Below are 18,838 nucleotides of genomic sequence, written 5' to 3'. Positions count from 1 at the left end.
GCGCCGGGGCCCGCGCCCGGGTCCGCGTTCGGGCCCGTTCCCGGGTCCGTGGAAAGGGCGTTCACAGGAAGTCCTCCGCGGTCTCGGCGTCGGGCGGTGGGGCCGTCACGGCGGCCACGGGCAGCGCGTCGGCGGCGCCGCCCGGCGGCCCGCCGTGCGTCCACGGGGTGTCCTCCGGGTCGGGCAGGCCGGGCCCGCCGCGCGGCGTGTGCTCGAACAGCGTCCAGCACACCCGGTCGCCCGGCTCCGGCACCGAACCGGCGGCGGGCTCCTTCCCCCGCCCCATCCCGGTCAGCAGCCGCACCGTGAGCAGCCCCTCCCGGTGCGGCCCGTCGAGCACGTACTCCGCGCTCTGCTTCCCGCCCCCGTACTCCTCCGGCAGCGCCCGGTGCACCTTGCCGCGCTCGCTCAGGTGCGGGTGGTCCCCGGTCCGTACGGTCACCAGCGGGCGCGGGCGCGGTCGGCCGCCCTCCGTCCACTCCGGCACCACCTCGACCACCTCGCCCGCGAACGCCTCACCGGCCAGCCGCCGCCCCGCCATCGCCAGCGGGTCGTCCAGCGCCTCCTGCGCCTCCAGCCGGGCCTGCGCCTGCTCGCGGGAGGCGAGCTTGGCGGCGGCCGTCACCGCGTCGTCGTGGCGCGGCTGGGGCGGCTCACCGGCCCGTACGCGGTCGCGGTGGTGCGTGTACGAGAAGCGGTCGCGGCGCCACCGGTCGGCGACGCCGCCGCCCGCCGGGAGCGTCCGCAGCAGGTCCAGGCCCTGCCACATCAGGTCCCAGGTGGGCCGCAGTTGGGACGCGATCAGCTCGTCCAGCCGCTCGGCGGCGCCGGGCAGCCCCGCGTCGTACCGCTCGACGGCCGGGGCCAGCAGCCTGTTGTCGAACGCCGGGTCCGTCGCGGGCCCCGCCGGGGGCAGCAGCAGCTGCCCGGCGCCGTCGCGCGCCTCGGGGCCCTCCCGACGCGTACGCCCCTCGGGCAGGAGCCAGCCGAGCAGCGCGCCCAGATGCTGGTCCTCCACCTGGCTCTGGCCCGTGGCCCAGTGCCGGACCAGCAGCTCGGTCATCGGCAGCAGCAGCGCGGAGCCGGGCACGCGCGCCCGTTCGCCGTAGTGCGTGAGCCAGCGGCCGAGGAGGGGCAGCCGCGCGGGCGCCGGGAACGGCGTCTCGGGGTCCTCCTCGGCCGTACGCCGGAAGCGGGTCGAACGGCCCAGCAGGCGTACGAAGTCGACGCCCGGACCGTTCGGCACGAGCAGCTGCGGGGCGTCCGTGCACAGCTCCGTCACCTCGTCGCCGCGCTGCTCCGTCTCGACGTCGTCCTGCGCGGACTCCAGGTGCGGCAGCATCGCGTCCGCCAGGTCGCCCAGGAAGGCGAAGCGCAGGTCGCGGTCGCGCGGCTGGCGCACGGTGAGCAGCAGGGGGTGCGCGCGGTCGGTGCCGACGAGGGCGCCGAGGGGCGCGCCCGCCTCGCCCGCGGTCGTCAACGGCACGAACACCATGGGCCGTTCGGCCAGCCACCGGTGGCGTACGGTCGCGGCGGGCTGCGCGCGGCCCGTCTCCGCGGCCTCCATGCGGGCGAGCGTGGTGATCAGGGACATCCGGCCGCCCCGTCCTCCGCGCCGCCCGTCACGCCCGTGCCGTACCCGGCCTCCGCCAGCGCCTCCGTACGCAGCCGGGCGGCCCGGCGCAGCGCCACGGCCGCCGGGTCCGCGTCCGGGCCGCCGTCCCCGAGGCCCCCGACGTCCGCAATGGCAGCCGCAGTCGTACCCGCCGCGTCCGCGTCGTCCCCGCGGGCCGCCGCCAGCACCGCGCCGATCGTCGTCAGCCCGCCCAACTCGCCGCGCACCGCCCGCCCCAGCGCCGCCACCGACCCCGCCGTACGGGCCTGCGCGCGGCAGTGGAAGGCCAGCTCGCAACTGGCCAGGCACTCCGGCGCGTACTCCGCCGGGACCGTGTCGACCGCCGCGACCAGCTCACCGGTCGGGAGCGCCGGGTCGAAGCACGTCCCCTCCGGCACGGAACCGGCGATCTCGTCGAGCCGGGTGAGGCGCGCCAACTGCCGCCGGGTGGCGGCCAGCTGCTTGCGGAGGTCGACGGCGGCGGCCGTCGGCAGGTTCGAGAAGTCCTTCGGGCAGACCAGCAGTGCCTCCGCGCGCACCCGCTCCGCGCCGCCCGGCAGCCCGCCGAGCGCCAGCGCGTACACCGCCGCCTGCCGCGCCGCCGCGCCCACCTTCGCGGGATCGGCCGAACCGTCCAGGATCGGGAAGGACTTGATCTCCACGACCGTCCACCCGCCGTCCGGCCGCACCGCCACCGCGTCCGGCTCCAGGAAGGCCGTCGAACCGGCGATCTCCACGGCCACCATCGGATGCCGCAGCAACGCCCAACCGCCCGCCGCCGTCGCCTTCTCCAGCTCGATCCGGGTCCGGGCGGCACGGCCCGCCGGGCCGTCAGCCGCCAGGTCGGGCACGGCCACGTCTCCCGGGTCCGGCGGGGTGAGCGCCCCGCCCTCCGTACGGGCGCACAGCAGCCCGATCAGCTCGGCGCCGCCGTCGGCGGTGACGCGCGCCTCGAAGGAGTTCCCCCGGACGAGGGCGAACTGCGACTGCCCGAAGGGCGCGGGGGAGCCCAGCGCCGACGCCAGCGCCGTCTTGTCCACCCCGGCGCCGTCCAGCAGCGCGCGGCGGCGGCACCCAGGGTTGGCGGCGAGGGCCGCGAGCGCGCGGGCGTCCAGCGGGCGCGGCGGCACGTCCGGGCCGCCGCGCAGCTCAGCGAGCCGCCGGCGCAGCCGCGTCGGCGCGTGCGCCGCCGTCGGAGCCGACGCGTCCGGGTCCGCCGGAGGGCGCGGCACGGCCCGCTGTCGCGGCTCTCTCCGGGCTTCCTCCTGACCGTCTGCTGTCTGCTGTGCCGACACGGCCGTGCTGCCGTGGGATGTCGTCATCGGCTTTCGCCTCGCGCGCCTCGCCGGGGTATGCGGTACGCGCCGAAGTCTCGCACCCGCCACCGACAACGGCCGCCCCGTGCCGTGCCGCGCCGTCCCCGCCGTCCGTGCCGGGCTCCGGGTCGCCGGTGCCGAACCGCCGTGCCAGCGCGTCCCGTACGGGTCCCAGCACCGGTTCGAGCACCGGCTCCAGGACCGGTGTGAGCCGCTGCCGCAGCAGGTCCGCGCCGCGCAGCGCCGAGGGGGTCAGCAGCAGGCCGACGCCCATGACGGCGGCGCCCGCGACCGCGTCGAGGAAGTAGTGGTTGGCGGTGCCCATCACGATGACCGTGGTGCTCAGCGGGTACGCGACGGCCAGCGTCCGCAGCCAGCCCGAGCGGCGCCCGTGGCGCCACAGCACGACGCCGCACCAGAGGGCCCAGCCGACGTGCAGGCTGGGCATCGCCGCGTACTGGTTGGTCAGTCCGCCCAGACCCTCCGGCGCGCTGGCCTCCGTGCTCCACCAGCCGTAGTCGCCGTACTGCGCCATCGTGTCGGTGAAGCCGTGCGTGGCGTCCAGCAGCCGCGGCGGGCAGGTCGGCACCAGCGTGAAGCCGACGAGGCCGAGCAGCGTCGACAGCATCAACCAGGTGCGCATGGCGCGGTACTCGCCCTTGCGGCGCTTCCACAGCCAGATCAGCACGCCGGGGGTGACGAGGTAGTGCAGGGAGGCGTACGCGAAGTCGGCCGGTATGCCGATCCACGCCTCGGAGGTGAGGACCCGGTTGAGGGGGTGCTCGAAGTTCAGACTGAGGTCGCGTTCGAAGCTGAGGATCGCGAGCCCGTTGTCCACCGCGCGCGCGGTGGAGTCGTCGCTGACCACGAGCCGCCCGGCCGAGTAGAGCGCGTACATCGCGATGAGCAACGGCAGCTCGGCCCACCAGCGCATCCGACGCACAACGGTCATCCGAGCGGCCTCCGTGACGGTGAAGTGAGGGTGGCGTGCGCCCGACTGTACGGAGTACGCCGGGGGAAGGGACGCGCAGCCCCTCCGTCGGGTTGCCCGCGACCCCCTGGGTGATGATGGGACGGTCAGTCCAGCATCCGGCTCCGACGGAGGGCAAACCCATGGCAGCGCGCATCCTGCTCGTCCGGCACGGCCAGACGGAGTGGTCCCGCACGGGACAGCACACCGGCCGTACGGACGTCCCGCTCCTCGCGGAGGGACGGCGCGGCGCCGAGCTGCTCGGCGCGCGCCTCCAGGGCCCGCCCTGGGACGGCCTGCCGGACGTGGAGGTGCGTACCAGCCCGCTCGCGCGGGCCCGCGAGACGTGCGCGCTGGCGGGCTTCGGGGAGCGCGCGGAGGACTGGGACGCGCTGCTGGAGTGGGACTACGGCGCGTACGAGGGGCTGACCTCCCCCCAGATCGCGGAACGCGCCGGTCCCGACTGGCTCATCTGGCGCGACGGCGTCGAGGGCGGGGAGCGGATCGCCGACGTCACCGCGCGGGTCGACACGGTCGTGGAGTGGGCCCGTTCCGCCGACCGCGACGTGCTGGTCTTCGCGCACGGGCACGTGCTGCGGGCGCTGGGGGCGCGCTGGCTCGGCTTCGGGCTGGACTTCGGGGCGCGCGTCCAGCTGGACCCGGCGTCGCTGTCGATCCTCGGCTGGTCGTACGGCGCCCCGGCCGTCGAGCGCTGGAACGACACCGGGCACCTGGGCTGACGGCAGCGCGCGCCGGGCGCGCGGTCACGCCGTACGCACGCCGTGCACGCGGTCACGCCCGGTCACGCCGTACGCGCCTGGCGGTCGAGGAAGGCCGCGACCGCCGGGGTGCGGCGGTACGGGTCGAGGGTGCGGGCCGTGGTGGTGAGCATGGCGCGGATGCGGCCGGAGCGCACGGGGCCGAGCAGCGCGAGCGCCTCGGTGGCGGCCGCGGCGGCCTCCTCGGGCTCGCGCCGGGCGGCGAGGTCACCGGCGAGTTCGGCGGTGAACAGGGCCCGGTTCCGTACGAAGTGGGGTTCCTGGAGGTCGACCGCGCGGCGGGCGTGCGCCGTGGCGGGCTCCCAGTCGCCGAGCGCCGCCCAGCACTGGGCCTCCAGGCCCTCCAGCTCCGCCTCGCCGAAGAACGACATCCACGCCGGGTCGGCGTCCGAGGCGCCGCGCGCGAACAGCGTGTGCGCCCGCCCCAGCGCCTCCGCGCAGCCCGCCCGGTCGCCCATGCCCGCCCAGCCCCCGGCCTCGCGCAGCGCGAGCAGCGATTCGAGCCGGGCGGAGCCGAGCGGCGCGGCGGCCTGCTGGCCCGCCTGCGCGGCCCTTATGGCCTCGCGCGGGCGCCCGGCGTCCCGGGCGAGGAACGCGGTGTTGCAGAAGGCGTGCGCCTCCAGCGCGGGGTCGGCGGCGACGCGGGCGGTGGCCAGGGCCTCGGCGTAGTGGGAGCGCGCGTCCTCGAAGCGGCCCGAGTCGTGCGCCAGCCAGCCGACGGAAATGGCGAGTTCGCCCGCGCCGGCGTGCAACCGGTCGGAGACCTCGCGCCGGTGCGCCCCGGCGTCCAGCAACTCGTAGGCGGCGCGCAGGGTGTCGCCCGCGCGCTCGTAGAGTCCGTCGGCGCCGTACCGGTCGTCCAGCAGCCGGATCTGCCGTACGGCCCGCTCCACGGCCTCCGCCTCGGCGGCGCCGGGGCGGGGGGAGTGGGCGGCGCGGGGCGCGGCGGCGGCCTCGCCGTGCAGCGGTACGGCCGCCAGTGCGGCGGGACCGCCGGTCATGAACGCGCGACGTAGCACGTCGCTCTCCTCGTCGCTCTCGGGTTGCGGGGGATGGTGCGGGTGGTGCGGGTGTGGTGGGTGTTGTTGCGGGTGGTTCACGTGCTGCGGGTGATACGGGTGTTGTGGTCGGTACGGATGTTGCTGCCGGTGCCCGTGCGGTACGAGACCACGGGTGTTGCTGCCGAGGTCCTCCGGGAGTTGACGTCCCGGGGCCCCGCCGGGTTCCGTCCCACGGACCGGGACCGCCGGGGGCGCGCTCTCACCCCCCTCCGCCCGGTGGGCGCGCGCGGTCCGGCCGCGCACGGACTCCCGGGGTGCGAAGCCCATGTCCGCGAGCGTCAGCCCGGGGAACATGTGCCGGAACACCCGCTCGTAGGCGTAGTTGGGGCAGCGGATCTCCCCGGACTCGACGCGCCCGACGTAACGGGCGTCGCAGGACACCCGTTCACCGATGTCCCGCGCCGACCGCCGTACGGCCGCCGCGAACTCGCCCGGTGAGAGACTGCCCCGCAGCCGGCGGAACGCCGTGTTGGGTCTGTGGGGCCCGCCCGGTGACGTGGATGGTGACGACGCCATGTCCGGACGGTACCGGCTGTGATGGTGTCGCCACGCAGGGTTTGCCTACAAAACGGAAATCTCCCCCGCGATCCGCCATGAACTGCCATCCTTTGCAGCGTTCCGCCGCCGTAGCTGTTGACGCCGTGTCGCGTTGGACTCTCCACAAGCGAACGCAGCGACTGCGGAGGAGTGGTCCTCGTGCTGGACACAGGTGCTGCCATCGGAGCCGAACGACTCGCGGAGGCCCGCGCCATGTACGCCGACCGGTCCGACCCACCCTGCGACCTGGTGACCGTTCCCGCACGGCAGGGGCTGGAGGCGGTCGACATCCTGCGGCTGCGCACCGGCGTCGGGCCCGTGCTGCACGACGGGGAGTGCGCCACCCTCGGCTTCCTCGTACCGCCCGGCACGGCCGCCTCCTGGGACCTGCCGGGGAGCGCGTGCGCCGAGACGTACGGCGTCGGCGCCCTGCCCCCGGGGGCGCCGCCCGTACGGGGCACCGGCTGGCTGGTGCCGCCCGACGGCGCGCACACCCCGGCGACCGGACCGGCCGAACTCCGGGCCGCGCTGCGGGAGGCGGCCCGGACGATCGAGGCGGTCGACCGGTGCGTACGCAGCGACCGCCCCTGCCAGGGCACGACCTGAGCCCCCGCACGGCATGAGTCCCCGCACCCCTGACTCCCGCGCCGCCCCGGCGGGTCGCCCGCGCGGGCACGCGCCAGAATGGTGCCGTGGCGAAGGCGAGGAACAGGCGTGACCGGGACGGCGGTACGGCACCGGACCGGCGCACGCGGCGGCGGCGCGAACCGCTGAGCGCACCGGTCGATGGCGGGCTGGCGCGGCTGCTGCCCGACCCGGACCGCCCGCGCGGCTGGACGCTGCTGCTGGACGGCGCGCCCCAGTCGCACGTCGACCTGGACGACCCGGCGTACCTGGACTTCGCGTACCAGCGGCGGCTCGGCCACATCACCGACCTGGCCGCCCCGCCCGGCCGCCCGCTGCACGTGCTGCACCTGGGCGGCGGCGCGTGCACCCTCGCGCGCTACACGGCCTTCACCCGCCCGCGCTCCACCCAGCAGGTCGTCGAGCGGGACGCGGCGCTGGTCCGCCTCGTACGCGCCGAACTGCCGTGGGACGCCGGGTGGCGGATCCGCGTACGGTCCGCCGACGCGCGCGCGGCGCTCGACCGGGTGCCCGAGGCGTGGGCGGACCTGGTGGTGTGCGACGTGTTCGCCGGGGCGCGCACGCCCGCGCACCTGACGAGCGGCGAGTTCCTCGCGGAGGTGCGGCGTACGCTGCGCCCCGGCGCGTTCTACGCGGCCAACCTCGCGGACGGGTCGGGGGGTTCGGCCCCCGGCGTGGGCGGTGGCGCGGGCCCGCTCGCGTACCTGCGGGCGCAGATCGCCACCGTACGGGCCGCGTTCGCGGAGGTGTGCGTCGTCGCGGACCCGGCCGTGCTGCGCGGGCGGCGCTTCGGGAACGCGGTGCTGCTGGCGGCCGACCGACAGCTGCCCGTCGCCGAACTGACCCGCCGTACGGCCGCCGACCCGCACCCCGGCCGGGTCGAACACGGCGCCGCGCTCGCGGACTTCGCGGGCGGCGCCCGCCCGGTCAGCGACGCGACGGCGGTGCCGTCCCCGGCGCCGCCCGCGGGGGTCTTCGACTGAGCGGGGGCGGGCGTCCTCGGCGCTCCGGCCGGTGCCCGGTCCCGGCGCTCAGCCCTCCTCGTAGTGCTCGATCATCGGCGGGTGCCCGTTCCAGGTGCAGAAGACGGAGGTGGAACGGGAGCCGCCGCTGCCGGTGAACGTCACCCGTATCCACCCCTCGCCCTCCCACACCTGCATGTCCCAGCCGGGGTTCGGCGTCGCGGAGACCAGGTCGGCCGAGTCCTGGCGGAGGTCGAAGGCGACGCGGCCACCCTCCACGGAGTAGCTGCGGATGTTGCCCTCCGGGGTGGTGGGGGCGGCGGGCGACTCCGTGCGCGTCGGCCGGTCCCGCGGGGTGCTCCCGGCGTCGTCCGCGCCGCCGTCCGTACCGCCCTTGCCGCCGTTCCCGTCGCCGTCCCCGCCCCCGTCGGACGTCTCGGACGGCTTCTCCGAACCGCCGTCCGGCGAGGCGCCGGAGCCGCTCGGCCGGGGGCGGTGCGTGGAGGACGAGCGGGGCGTGGCGCCGTCGGACGCCTCCTGGGACGCCGCGGCCTCGGACACCGGCAGCGCGCGCGGCGGGTCGTACGCGGTGCCCGCCAACATGGTGTGCACCGCGAACCACGACAGCGTGACGGCCGCCCCGGTCGCCGTGGTCCACGCGCCCGCGCTCAGCAGAGTCCGTCGCATGGGGCGGAGCTTAGGCGATGCCCGCGCGATCTTCTCGGGCTCGCGACGATCGCGCGGACACCGCCCGGGCGGGCTCCGTCCGGTCCGCCACGGGCCGGTACGTCCCGACTCCCGCCGCCCGTACGGGAATCCGTCCGTCCCCACGGGGGTGCTCCGGCGCGGAATGTCGTAGCGTGCCGCGCATGGCTCGCGTGCTCGTGGTGGAGGACGACCAGTTCGTCCGGTCCGCACTCATCAGGCATCTCACGGACGCCGCACACACCGTACGGAGTGTGGGCACGGCACTGGAGGCACTGCGCGAGGTGGCCCAGGTCGGCTTCGACGTCGTCGTGCTGGATCTCGGGCTGCCGGACCTGGACGGCTCGGAGGCGCTGAAGATGCTGCGCGGGATCACCGACGTACCGGTGATCATCGCGACGGCCCGCGACGACGAGGCCGAGATCGTCCGGCTGCTCAACGACGGCGCCGACGACTACCTCGTCAAGCCGTTCTCCGTCGAGCACCTGTCCGCCCGCATGGCCGCCGTGCTGCGCCGCTCGCACGCGCGCGTCGGGCCGGGGGCCGTGCCCGCGCAGGACCTGGAGGTACGGGTGGGCGGGCTGGCCGTGGACCCGTTACGGAGACAGGCGCGACTGGACGGCAGACCGCTGGACCTGACGCGCCGTGAGTTCGACCTGCTGGCGTTCCTCGCCCGCCGCCCGGGGGTCGTGGTGGCCCGCCGGGAGCTGCTGGCGGAGGTCTGGCAGCAGTCGTACGGCGACGACCAAACGATTGACGTGCACCTGTCGTGGCTGCGCCGCAAGCTCGGGGAGACGGCGGCCCGCCCCCGCTACCTGCACACGCTGCGCGGCGTCGGCGTGAAGCTGGAGCCACCGGCGTGAAGGGCGTGCGGGGCAAGAGGGGTGGCGCCCCCGTATGAGATGGGCACTGGTCAAGGTGTGCCTGGCCGTGACCGTGATGGTGGTCGTCGCCTTCGCCGTACCACTCGGCCTCGTCGTCAAGGAGATGGCCCGCGACCGCGCCATCTCCAACGCCGAACGCCAGGCCGCCGCCATCGGCCCCGTCCTCGCCATCACCACCGACCGGCAGCAGCTGCAACGCGCCGTCGCCAGCAGCCAGGCGGGCGCGGAGGGCCGTATCGCCGTGCACGTACCGGCCGGACGACAGGGGCGGCAGGCCGTCGAGATCGGTACCTGGCACTCCCGCCAGGGCGACGTGGACGCCGCCTCACGGCGCGGACGCGCCTCCCTCATGGCCGTCTCCGGCGGCTACGCCCTGCTCCAGCCGACCGCCGTCATGGGCAGCGAGGTCGCCGTCGTCGAGGTCTTCGTGCCCGACGACGACATCACGCAGGGCGTGGCCACCTCGTGGCTCGTGCTCGCGGGCGTCGGACTCGCCCTGATCGTCGGGTCGGTGGCCTTCGCCGACCGCCTCGGCACCCGCATGGTCCGACCCGCCGAGGGACTCGCGCACGCCGCCGACGAACTGGGCAAGGGCAAGCTGGGCGTACGCGTCCCGGAGCGCGGCCCGACCGAACTGCGGTCCGCGGCCGTCGCGTTCAACGCCATGGCCGACCAGGTCGTACGCCTCCTCGCCAACGAACGGGAGCTGGCCGCCGACCTGTCGCACCGGCTGCGCACCCCGCTCACCGTCCTCCGGCTCAACGCCGCGTCCCTCGGGGACGGCGACGACGCCCGCCAGACCCGCGAGGCCGTCGCCCAACTGGAGCGCGAGGTGGACCAGATCATCCGCACCGCGCGCGAACAGCGCTCCCCGTCCCCGGACGCCGCCGCGGCGGCGGGCTGCGACGCCGCCGAGGTGATCCGCAACCGCATGTCGTTCTGGTCCGCGCTGGCCGAGGACGAGGGGCGCGAGGTGCGGCTCGCGGGCGTCGACCGGCCCGTACGGGTGCCCGTCGCGCGCGCCGAACTGGCCGCCGCCCTCGACGCGATGCTCGGCAACGTCTTCCGGCACACGCCCGAGGGCACCGCCTTCGCCGTCGACGTGCACGACGGCGAGGAGACCACCGACGCGGTCCTCGTCCTCGTCTCCGACGCGGGCCCCGGCATCGCCGACCCGGACGCGGCGCTCCGTCGCGGCCACGGCGACGGCGGGCCCGGCTCGACCGGCCTTGGCCTGGACATCGTGCGCCGGGTCGCGGAGTCGACCGGGGGAGACGTACGGATCGGGCGCTCCGTGCTGGGCGGCTCCGAGGTGCGGATGTGGCTCGCGCTGCACGGCGACGGGCCGACCGGGCGCGGGGCGCGGCGGCGCGGGCGCCGGGTGCGCAGGCGCGTCGTACCGCGCTGAGCGTCGTACGCGCGCCCGTACGTACGCCCGCCCGCGCGCCGTACAGGGGAGCGGCCCCGGCCCGGCAGCCCTAACCGAGCCCTTGCGCATCCTTAAGCGCGCCATAAGTCCCGCACCACCCGCCCGCTTCGCGGCGTTCGCCCGGATCGGGGCGGGTAGCGTGCTGCCTGTTGGACCACAGCCGGACGCCACGGCGTCCGCAGCCGCCCCGCCCCGAAGGGCGCGGGGCGCGGTTCCCCCACACGCCGCGCCCCACCGGCCTTCCCCCTCCCGGGCCCGCCGGGGTGTCGCCGGCCCGCTCGCGGTCGGCCGGTCGGCTGCCGCTGCGGGGGGTGCCCCGGCCCTACGGCCGGGGTGCCTCCGGCAGCCGTCCGGTGCGGGCCAGCTCCGCGTACCACTCGGCACTCGCCTTCGGCACCCGCGCCTGGGTCTCGTAGTCCACGCGCACGATCCCGAACCGCTTGCTGTAGCCGTACGCCCACTCGAAGTTGTCGAGCAGCGACCACAGGAAGTAGCCCCGTACGTCCGCGCCCGCCGCCATCGCCTCGTGCACGGCGGTCAGGTGCTGGTGCAGGTAGCGGGTGCGCTCCGGGTCGTCGACGCGGCCGTCGGCGTCCGGCTTGTCGTCGTACGCCGCGCCGTTCTCCGTCACGTACAGCGCGACGCCGGGCGCCTCGCGGGAGAAGCGCAGCAGCAGCTCCGTGAGGCCCGTCGGGTCGATGCTCCAGCCCATCGCGGTCTGCTCGCCCGGCGACTGGTGGAACGCCACCCGGTCCGCGCCCGGCCACGGCGAGTGCGCGCTCGCGCCGTGCCCGTCCCGGCGCTCGACCTCCGCGTCCTCCGCCGTGACACCGGAGACCAGCGACGGCGTGTAGTAGTTGACGCAGAGCCCGTCCAGCGGCTGGTGGATGTCCGCCAGGTCCCCGTCGCGCACGTGCGACCAGTCGGTGATCCGCCGGGTGTCGGCGATCAGGTCGTCGTCGTAACGCCCGTGCAGCATCGGCCCGCTGAACACCCGGGTGGCCAGCGCGTCGATCCGGCGGGCGGCGTCCCGGTCGGCCTCCGAGTCCGTACGGGCCAGCACGTACGCCGGGTTGAGGCTCACCGACAGCCGCGCGTCCTCCGGCAGCGCGGCGCGCAGCCGCTGGGTGGCGAGGCCGTGGCCGAGGTTGAGGTGGTGCGCGGCGCGCAGGGCGGCGGCGGGGTCCGTACGGCCGGGGGCGTGGACGCCGGAGCCGTAGCCCAGGAAGGCGCTGCACCAGGGCTCGTTGAGGGTCGTCCACATGGACACGCGGTCCCCGAGCGCGTCGGCCACGAGCTGGGCGTACTCCGCGAAGCGGTACGCCGTGTCGCGCTCCGGCCAGCCGCCCGCGTCCTCCAACTCCTGCGGGAGGTCCCAGTGGTAGAGGGTGAGGAGCGGCGTGACGTTCTTCTCCAGCAGCTCGTCGACGAGCGAGCGGTAGAAGTCGAGGCCCTTCTGCACGGCCGGGCCGCGCCCGGTCGGCTGGACGCGCGGCCACGAGACGGAGAAGCGGTAACCGCCCATCCCCAGCCCGGCCATCAGGTCCACGTCCTGCGGGTAGCGGTGGTAGTGGTCGCACGCGGTGTCGCCGTTGTGGCCCTCGAAGACCGCACCCGGCTGCCGCGCGAACGTGTCCCAGATCGACGGCGTACGGCCGTCCTCCTGCGCGGCGCCCTCGATCTGGTACGCGGCGGTGGAGGTGCCCCAGAGGAAGTCCGCGGGGAAGCTGACGGGGGCGGTGGAGGGTCCGCTGCTGCCGTCGGCGGCGGGGTCGGTCATGGAAGCGCTCCCATTCGTGATCGCGTTGGAGGAGGGTACGGATACGGGTACGCGGCGGTGGACCCCGCGAGCCCGGCGGGGGCCGGTACGTGGCCGCCCGCCGGGGAAGGGTCAGCCCTTGACGGCGCCCTGCATGATGCCGCCCACGATCTGCTTGCCGAACAGCGCGAACGCGATCAGCAGCGGCAGCGTCCCGAGCAGCGCGCCCGCCATGATCACGGACTGGTCGGGGATGTAGCCCCGGCCCAGCCCGGTCAGGGCCACCTGGACGGTCGGGTTCTCCTGCGTCAGCGCGATGACCGGCCAGAAGAACTCGTTCCACGCCATGACGAACGTCAGCATGCCCAGCACCGCCATCGCCGGCCGCGCGACGGGGAACACGACGTGCCACACGACCCGCAGGCTGTGCGCCCCGTCCACCCGCGCCGCCTCGATGAGTTCGGTGGGCAGCGCGCTGACCAGGTACTGCCGCATGAAGAACACCCCGAAGGCGCTCACCATCATCGGCAGGATCACCGCCTGGAGGTGGTTGGTCCACTCCAGCTCGGCGATCGCCATGAACAGCGGGACGACGCTCAGCTGCGGCGGCACCATCATCGTGCCGATCACCAGCAGGAGCAGCAGGTTCTTCGCCCGGAAGCGCAGCTTGGCGAAGGCGAAGCCGGCCAGGGTGGCGAAGAGGACCGTGGTGATCGCGATCGAACCGGCCACCACCGTCGTGTTCAGCAGCGCCTTGCCCATGTTGGCGTCGGTCCACGCCGTCGACAGGTTGTCGAAGAGGTTGCCGCCGAACCAGAGGGGCGGCGGCGTCTCCGCGAGCCGCTGGTTGTCCCGGGACGCGGCGATCGCCGTCCACACCAGCGGGAAGAGCGAGCCGAGGGCGAAGACGGCCAGCACCCCGTAGGTCACCGGGCCGCCGTGCAGTTGCCTACCGGCGCGTCGTGCCATGACGCATCCCCCTCAGTCGCTCTTCTGGAGCCGTCGGGCGACCAGCCAGTTGAGCAGGCCGATCACGATCAGGATCAGGAACATCGTCCAGGCGATGGCGGACGCCCGGCCGAGATGGAAGTTGAACCAGCCCTGCTCGTACATGTACAGGCCCAGCGTCTGGTACTGGTGCGAGGCCCCGCCCGTCTGGGTCCCGCCGAACAGCAGCGGCTCACCGAACAGTTGGGTCGCGCCGATCGTCGAGACGACGACGGTGAACAGGATCGTCGGGCGCAGCGACGGGATCGTCACGTGCAGGAACTGCTGCCAGCGGGAGGCCCCGTCGAGCGAGGCCGACTCGTACAGGTCGTCGGGGACGGCCTGCATGGCGGCGAGGTAGATCAGCGCGTTGTAGCCCGTCCAGCGCCAGATCACGATCGTGGAGATCGCGAACTGCGAGGTCCACGTGCCGTTCTCCCAGTCGACGTGGTCGATGCCGACCGAGCCGAGCGCCCAGTTGATCATGCCGTAGTCGCGCCCGTAGAGCATCGCGAAGACCAGCGTCGCGGCGGCCACGGACGTGGCGTACGGCGTGAGCATCACGACGCGGAAGAACATCGAGCCGCGCAGCCGGTAGTTGAGCATGTGCGCCAGCGCGAGCGCCATCAGCAGCTGCGGCACGGTGGAGACGACACCGATGGTGAACGTGTTCCGGAGTGCCTGCCAGAAGAAGTCGTCCTCCAGCAGCCGGGAGTAGTTGCGCAGCCCGACCCATTCCATCTGCGTCGGCGTGTGCAGCGACACCTTGTGCAGCGACGCCCAGCCCGTGTACAGCAGCGGGAAGAGGCCGAAGGCCGCGAAGAACACGAAGAACGGCGAGATGAACGCGTACGGGCTCCAGCGCGCGTCCCGCTGGTAGCGGCGGCTGCGGCGGGCCGCGCGGCGCGCCTCCCGGTCGTCCGGCGCGCCCTTGTCGACGCCGCCGCCGGCGCGGTCGGCGGGCGCGTCCGGTGCCGGCGGCGGGACCGCGTCCCCCGTCTTCACGGGGGACGCGGTGCCGAGGTCCTCAGAGGTCATCGAAGGGCCCCGGTCACTCGTCGATCGCGTTGTCGATGGCCTTCACCGCCGCTTTCCAGCCCTCGTCCGGCGACTTGCCCTGCTGCTCGACCTGGAGGATGCCGACGTTCCCGATGGTCTCGCCGATCACCTGGTCCTTCGGGCCGAGGATCGCCGTGGGGATGTCCTTCGCCGCGTCGGAGAAGATCTTCCCGATGGGCGCGTCACCGAAGTACTCGTGCTTGGCGTCCTTCACCGCGGGCAGCTCGTACGCCGCCTGCGAGCTGGGGAAGCTGGCCTGCTTCTCGAACAGCTTCGCCTGCTGCTCCGGCGCCGTCAGCCAGGCCGCGAGCTTCACGGCCTCCTCCTTGTGCGGACCGGAGGCGGGCACGGAGAGGAACGAGCCGCCCCAGTTGGCGGGCTTCGGCGCGGCGGCGACGTCCCACTGGTCGGCGCCCTTGTCGCCCGCCTTCTCCTTGATGTAGCCGAGCATCCACGGCGGGCAGACGACGCTGGCGAAGTCGCCGTTGGCGTACGCCTGGTCCCACTCGGTGTCGAACTGCTTCAGCTTCGCGGTCATGCCGCCCTCGACGGACCGCATCGCCAGGTCCCACGAGGTCTTCACGGCGGGGCTGTCCTTGTAGATCAGCTTGCCGCTCTTGTCGTAGTTCTTCTCGGCGTAGCTGGAGACGGCGCCGTTGTAGACACCGGCCGCGCCGTCGGTGAAGTGCGTCTTCCCCGGCGCCTTCTTCATGTACTTCTCGCCGGCGTCCACGTACTTGGACCAGTCACCGGCCCACAGCTTGCCGACCTCCTCGCGCTCGGTCGGCAGCCCGGCCTTCTCGAAGAGGTCCTTGCGGTAGCAGACACCCATGGGGCCGATGTCGGTCCCCACCCCGATGACCTTGCCGTCCTCGGCCTTCGCCTGGTCCCACTTCCACGGGAGGAAGTCGTCCTTGCTGACGGCGGACTCCTTGCCGAGGTCGACGAACTTGTCGGCCTGGATACCGGCCAGTTCGTTGATGTTGGCGACCTCGACGGCCTGGATGTCCTGGAGCCCGCTGTTCGCGGAGAGGTGGTTCAGCAGCGCGGGGTAGTAGTCCTCGTTGCGTTCGGTGGAGTTCTCCTTGATGGTGACGTTGGGGTTCTGCTTCTCGTACTCGTCGTAGAGACCGGCCTGCTTGTAGCCGAAGACACCGAAGACGCCGATGGAGAGTTCGACCTTCTCCCCGTCGCCGCCCGAGTCCGAGTCGTCCGAAGCGCACCCTGCGAGCAGCCCGCCGCCGAGTGCGGCGACAAGGCCGAACGCGGCCAGGCGGAACGAGGATGAGCGGGTCCTGCTGCCGTGCATCGCAACCTCCCGAATGTACGGGACATGAAGGGAAAAACCGGGTTGGGAGCGCTCCCATGTGTGATGGCTTGAAGAGTTACGGACAGGGTGCGGAGTGTCAAGGGTCACGCAGGGATCGCCCCACAACGTGATGTAGTTGAATGATTCTGTTATCTGCGGCCCGAGCGGGGAGCTGTGCATGGGAGTGGTGGACAGGCACCCCGGCGGCCGCCCGACGCTGGAACAAGTGGCCCGTCGCGCGGGCGTCGGACGCGGCACGGTCTCCCGCGTCATCAACGGATCACCGCGGGTGAGCGACCGTACGCGCACCGCCGTGCTGCGCGCCGTGACCGAGCTGGGCTACGTGCCCAACCGGGCCGCCCGCGCCCTCGCCGCGGGCAGCACCGACGCCATCGCCCTGGTCGTCCCCGAGCCCGAGACGCGGCTTTTCGCCGAGCCGTACTTCTCCGGCGTCCTGCGCGGCGTCAGTTCGGAACTGGCCGACACGGACATGCAGTTGCTGTTGACTCTTGTACGTGACCAGCGCGAGCGCGACCGCCTCGCGCAGTTCGTCGCGGCCCGCCGCGTGGACGGCGTACTGCTCGTCTCCGTGCACCACGACGACCCGCTGCCGGACCTGCTGGAGCGCTACGACATGCCCGCGGTCCTCAACGGCCGCCGCTCCGGCGCCGAGTCCGTCCCGTACGTCGACTCGGACAACTCCGGCGGCGCCGCCCTCGCCGTCGCGCACCTCGCCGCGCGGGGGCGGCGGACCATAGCGACGATCACCGGGCCGCTCGACATGTACGTCGCCCAGTGCCGCCTGGAGGGCTACCGCGACGCGCTCCGCGCCGCCGGGCACCGGCCCGCGGACACGCTCGTCGCCCACGGCGACTTCACCGAGCGCGGCGGCCACCGCGCGATGCGCGAACTCCTCGCGCGCGCACCCGCGTTGGACGCCGTCTTCTGCGCCTCCGACCTGATGGCCGCGGGCGCCCGCGCCGCGCTGCGCGAGGCGGACCGCAAGGTGCCCGACGACGTCGCGCTGGTCGGCTTCGACGACTCGGCCATGGCCCGGCAGATGGACCCGCCGCTGACCACCGTGCGGCAGCCCATCGAGGAGATGGGGCGCACCATGGCGCGGGTGCTGCTCGACCAGATCAGGGAGCGGTCCGCGGAGCGGCCGCACGTGGTGCTGCCGACGGAGCTGGTACGGCGCGGCTCGGCGTGAGCGGGGGGCGCCGCGCTCGCTTCGTGCCGCCTCGTACGGCTTCCCGCGCGGCTGGCGGGCCGTCAGGGCCCGTCGGGGAGCGCGTTCTGCCGGTCCGTCACCCGTACGTCCGGGCCGTCACCCGTCCGTCACCCGTACGGACCGCGCGGGGGTGCGGTGGCTCGCGGGCTGGTCTTGGCTCTCTGGCATGGATGCAGCGACTCGACGCTCGACAGCACCGTTCCGTCGCGCGGTCTGCGGCACGCTGACCGGCGCCCTCCTCCTGGGCGGCAGTTGGGGCCTGGCCGGAGCGGGCACGGCACACGCCGCGCCCCGCGCGTACGAAGACCCGGTGGCAGACTCCGAACCGTACGCGGTCAGCGGACCCTGGCAGGCGGAAAGCGCACACGTGTACGGCAGTTGGCCCGCCGGCCCGCCCGGCTCCTGGGCGAGCCCCCTCTCCGACGTCAAGGTCTCCGTGCCCTACGGCGTCCGCGGCGACTGGGCCTCCGGCCACCACACCGGCGTCGACCTCGCCGTACCGGTGGGCACGACGGTCCGCTCGGTCGGCTCCGGCACCGTGGTCTTCTCCGGAACCTCCGGTTCGTACGGGGAGGCCATCACGATCCGGATGGACGACGGCAAGTACACGCTCTACGCCCACCTCTCGAAGCGGCAGGTCGGCAAGGGTGACCGGGTCAAGGCGGGCACCGTGATCGGGAAGTCCGGCAACACCGGCCGCAGCACCGGTCCGCACCTCCACTTCGAGGTCCGCAGCAAGCGGGGGTACGGCTCGGACGTCGACCCGGTGGCGTACCTCGCGGACCGCGGGGTCCGCGTCGTCTAGCCCCCGCCCCGGCCCCCGGCCCCGTCCCCACCGCCCCGGCCCCGCGCACGACCGCGCGGGGCCGGGGCGCGTGCGCGCCGCTCGCGGCTCAGGTGTCGCAGCCGATGCCGTCCCCGTCCCGGTCGAGGTGGCTGCCGTAGCCGGGCTCGCCGCGGTGGACGGGGGCGGCGCCCCGCTCGCGGGCGTCGGTGCAGTTGTCGTAGTACACGCTGCCACCGCCCCCGGTGTCCCCACCCGGAGCACCACCCGTACCGTCGTCGTCCGCGGGCGCGGGGTCCGGCCGTGAGGTGACCGTCTCGGTCACCTCCACCTCGACCCGCTCCGTCTCGGTCACGGTCGGGCCCGGCTCGGGCTTCCGCTCCGCGGCCTTCGGCACCGCGGTCCTCGTGACGGTGACGGTCGGCGCGGGCGCCGCCTTCCCCTTCCCGCCCCCGCCGTCCTCACCAGCCGTGAGGGCGCCGGTACAGGCGAAGGTCAGGAACCACACGACGGCGATGACCAGCCAGAACTTCCCGCGCCTGCGCATCTGTCCGGCGGGCGGCCCGGGATGGGGCGGCATCGGGGGAGGCGGCTGCGGTCCGGGGTGGTGGCTCATGGGCGCTCCAGGGTGTCGTCGTACGGAGCGGGGGGTGTGGAGGGGAGACCACCGGACACGGCAAAGGGTTGCACGCAGAGTGCTCGTACGTGCGTACGGAGTCATGTGCGGGCGCGCGTGGCTACCAAGGGGGCACCGGTTCCACCACGGGTCCTGGTGCGAGGGTGACTGACCGCTTGGGGCCTCCGCT

The 18,838-nt window shown here is 74.3% G+C and carries 17 protein-coding genes; 7 read left to right on the top strand and 10 right to left on the bottom strand.

What is annotated here, in order from left to right:
* Positions 1-61 precede the first annotated feature (61 nt).
* Genes D7M15_RS09300 through D7M15_RS09290 form a run of 3 tightly spaced genes read right to left on the bottom strand, consistent with a single transcriptional unit; the run spans position 62 to position 3,883 of the window.
* Positions 62-1,594, bottom strand: a complete 1,533-nt coding sequence (locus tag D7M15_RS09300) for a hypothetical protein (RefSeq protein ID WP_121517078.1) — start codon at positions 1,592-1,594, stop codon at positions 62-64.
* A complete protein-coding gene (locus D7M15_RS09295; RefSeq protein WP_121520482.1) occupies positions 1,585-2,784 on the bottom strand; it encodes a hypothetical protein in 1,200 nt (399 codons plus the stop codon). Before D7M15_RS09295 ends, D7M15_RS09300 begins: the two co-directional genes overlap by 10 nt.
* Complete coding sequence (locus tag D7M15_RS09290) at positions 2,765-3,883, bottom strand: phosphatase PAP2 family protein (RefSeq protein ID WP_121517077.1); 1,119 nt, start codon at positions 3,881-3,883, stop codon at positions 2,765-2,767. The genes D7M15_RS09295 and D7M15_RS09290 overlap by 20 nt, the downstream gene beginning before the upstream one ends.
* A 161-nt stretch (positions 3,884-4,044) precedes the next feature.
* Here D7M15_RS09290 and D7M15_RS09285 point away from each other — a divergent pair, with 161 nt between their 5' ends.
* Positions 4,045-4,641, top strand: coding sequence for a histidine phosphatase family protein (locus tag D7M15_RS09285; RefSeq protein ID WP_121517076.1), 597 nt, complete (start codon positions 4,045-4,047; stop codon positions 4,639-4,641).
* Positions 4,642-4,703: 62 nt separating this feature from the next.
* On the opposite strand, the gene D7M15_RS09280 is transcribed toward D7M15_RS09285, so the two are convergent.
* A complete protein-coding gene (locus D7M15_RS09280; RefSeq protein ID WP_121517075.1) occupies positions 4,704-6,257 on the bottom strand; it encodes a tetratricopeptide repeat protein in 1,554 nt (517 codons plus the stop codon).
* Between the two features lie 234 nt (positions 6,258-6,491).
* Between D7M15_RS09280 and D7M15_RS09275 the strand changes: the two genes are divergently transcribed.
* Together D7M15_RS09275 and D7M15_RS09270 are read left to right on the top strand one after the other, a co-directional pair.
* Positions 6,492-6,884, top strand: a complete 393-nt coding sequence (locus D7M15_RS09275; RefSeq protein WP_121520480.1) for a hypothetical protein — start codon at positions 6,492-6,494, stop codon at positions 6,882-6,884.
* 164 nt (positions 6,885-7,048) lie between these two features.
* Complete coding sequence (locus tag D7M15_RS09270) at positions 7,049-7,906, top strand: fused MFS/spermidine synthase (protein WP_121520478.1); 858 nt, start codon at positions 7,049-7,051, stop codon at positions 7,904-7,906.
* 48 nt (positions 7,907-7,954) lie between these two features.
* Here D7M15_RS09270 and D7M15_RS09265 read toward each other — a convergent pair whose 3' ends face one another.
* Complete coding sequence (locus D7M15_RS09265) at positions 7,955-8,572, bottom strand: hypothetical protein (protein WP_121517073.1); 618 nt, start codon at positions 8,570-8,572, stop codon at positions 7,955-7,957.
* A gap of 182 nt (positions 8,573-8,754) precedes the next feature.
* Here D7M15_RS09265 and D7M15_RS09260 point away from each other — a divergent pair, with 182 nt between their 5' ends.
* Together D7M15_RS09260 and D7M15_RS09255 are read left to right on the top strand one after the other, a co-directional pair.
* Positions 8,755-9,453: a response regulator transcription factor gene (locus D7M15_RS09260; RefSeq protein ID WP_121517072.1), complete on the top strand. Its 699-nt coding sequence runs from the start codon at positions 8,755-8,757 to the stop codon at positions 9,451-9,453.
* Positions 9,454-9,487: 34 nt separating this feature from the next.
* On the top strand, positions 9,488-10,882 hold the full coding sequence (locus D7M15_RS09255; protein WP_121517070.1) for a HAMP domain-containing sensor histidine kinase: 1,395 nt from the start codon (positions 9,488-9,490) through the stop codon (positions 10,880-10,882).
* A gap of 343 nt (positions 10,883-11,225) precedes the next feature.
* On the opposite strand, the gene D7M15_RS09250 is transcribed toward D7M15_RS09255, so the two are convergent.
* From D7M15_RS09250 to D7M15_RS09235, 4 genes are all read right to left on the bottom strand, one after another.
* Positions 11,226-12,683 carry a GH1 family beta-glucosidase gene (locus tag D7M15_RS09250; protein ID WP_121517069.1) on the bottom strand — a complete coding sequence of 486 codons (1,458 nt, stop codon included), beginning with the start codon at positions 12,681-12,683 and terminating at the stop codon, positions 11,226-11,228.
* 111 nt (positions 12,684-12,794) lie between these two features.
* Positions 12,795-13,631, bottom strand: a complete 837-nt coding sequence (locus tag D7M15_RS09245) for a carbohydrate ABC transporter permease (protein ID WP_121517068.1) — start codon at positions 13,629-13,631, stop codon at positions 12,795-12,797.
* 12 nt (positions 13,632-13,643) lie between these two features.
* The gene (locus D7M15_RS09240; protein ID WP_121517067.1) at positions 13,644-14,687 is read right to left on the bottom strand and encodes a sugar ABC transporter permease; all 1,044 of its coding nucleotides are present in this window, start codon (positions 14,685-14,687) and stop codon (positions 13,644-13,646) included.
* A 13-nt stretch (positions 14,688-14,700) separates the two neighbouring features.
* On the bottom strand, positions 14,701-16,017 hold the full coding sequence (locus D7M15_RS09235) for an extracellular solute-binding protein (RefSeq protein WP_121517066.1): 1,317 nt from the start codon (positions 16,015-16,017) through the stop codon (positions 14,701-14,703).
* Between the two features lie 178 nt (positions 16,018-16,195).
* Between D7M15_RS09235 and D7M15_RS09230 the strand changes: the two genes are divergently transcribed.
* Positions 16,196-17,227, top strand: coding sequence for a LacI family DNA-binding transcriptional regulator (locus tag D7M15_RS09230; protein ID WP_121517065.1), 1,032 nt, complete (start codon positions 16,196-16,198; stop codon positions 17,225-17,227).
* Between the two features lie 187 nt (positions 17,228-17,414).
* Entirely contained in the window at positions 17,415-18,053 is a 639-nt protein-coding gene (locus D7M15_RS09225) for a M23 family metallopeptidase (protein WP_121517064.1), read from the top strand.
* A gap of 88 nt (positions 18,054-18,141) precedes the next feature.
* Here the strand turns inward: D7M15_RS09225 and D7M15_RS09220 are convergent, their stop codons facing one another.
* Positions 18,142-18,648 carry an excalibur calcium-binding domain-containing protein gene (locus D7M15_RS09220; RefSeq protein WP_121517063.1) on the bottom strand — a complete coding sequence of 169 codons (507 nt, stop codon included), beginning with the start codon at positions 18,646-18,648 and terminating at the stop codon, positions 18,142-18,144.
* Between the last annotated feature and the right edge of the window lie 190 nt (positions 18,649-18,838).

Origin of the sequence: Streptomyces sp. Z26, from assembly GCF_003665095.1 — a bacterium.
Lineage (GTDB): Bacteria > Actinomycetota > Actinomycetes > Streptomycetales > Streptomycetaceae > Streptomyces > Streptomyces phytohabitans.
The sequence above is the reverse complement of the archived record's forward strand: the minus strand, read 5'-3'. Positions and strand labels throughout refer to the sequence as shown.

Coding starts and splice junctions, on each gene's coding strand:
- D7M15_RS09275 (WP_121520480.1), top strand. CDS start 6,492: ATGTACGCCGACCGGTCCGACCCACCCTGCGACCTGGTGACCGTTCCC.
- D7M15_RS09285 (WP_121517076.1), top strand. CDS start 4,045: ATGGCAGCGCGCATCCTGCTCGTCCGGCACGGCCAGACGGAGTGGTCC.
- D7M15_RS09290 (WP_121517077.1), bottom strand. CDS start 3,883: ATGACCGTTGTGCGTCGGATGCGCTGGTGGGCCGAGCTGCCGTTGCTC.
- D7M15_RS09300 (WP_121517078.1), bottom strand. CDS start 1,594: ATGTCCCTGATCACCACGCTCGCCCGCATGGAGGCCGCGGAGACGGGC.
- D7M15_RS09245 (WP_121517068.1), bottom strand. CDS start 13,631: ATGGCACGACGCGCCGGTAGGCAACTGCACGGCGGCCCGGTGACCTAC.
- D7M15_RS09265 (WP_121517073.1), bottom strand. CDS start 8,572: ATGCGACGGACTCTGCTGAGCGCGGGCGCGTGGACCACGGCGACCGGG.
- D7M15_RS09280 (WP_121517075.1), bottom strand. CDS start 6,257: ATGGCGTCGTCACCATCCACGTCACCGGGCGGGCCCCACAGACCCAAC.
- D7M15_RS09225 (WP_121517064.1), top strand. CDS start 17,415: ATGGATGCAGCGACTCGACGCTCGACAGCACCGTTCCGTCGCGCGGTC.
- D7M15_RS09260 (WP_121517072.1), top strand. CDS start 8,755: ATGGCTCGCGTGCTCGTGGTGGAGGACGACCAGTTCGTCCGGTCCGCA.
- D7M15_RS09255 (WP_121517070.1), top strand. CDS start 9,488: ATGAGATGGGCACTGGTCAAGGTGTGCCTGGCCGTGACCGTGATGGTG.
- D7M15_RS09230 (WP_121517065.1), top strand. CDS start 16,196: ATGGGAGTGGTGGACAGGCACCCCGGCGGCCGCCCGACGCTGGAACAA.
- D7M15_RS09220 (WP_121517063.1), bottom strand. CDS start 18,648: ATGAGCCACCACCCCGGACCGCAGCCGCCTCCCCCGATGCCGCCCCAT.
- D7M15_RS09240 (WP_121517067.1), bottom strand. CDS start 14,687: ATGACCTCTGAGGACCTCGGCACCGCGTCCCCCGTGAAGACGGGGGAC.
- D7M15_RS09250 (WP_121517069.1), bottom strand. CDS start 12,683: ATGACCGACCCCGCCGCCGACGGCAGCAGCGGACCCTCCACCGCCCCC.
- D7M15_RS09235 (WP_121517066.1), bottom strand. CDS start 16,017: ATGCACGGCAGCAGGACCCGCTCATCCTCGTTCCGCCTGGCCGCGTTC.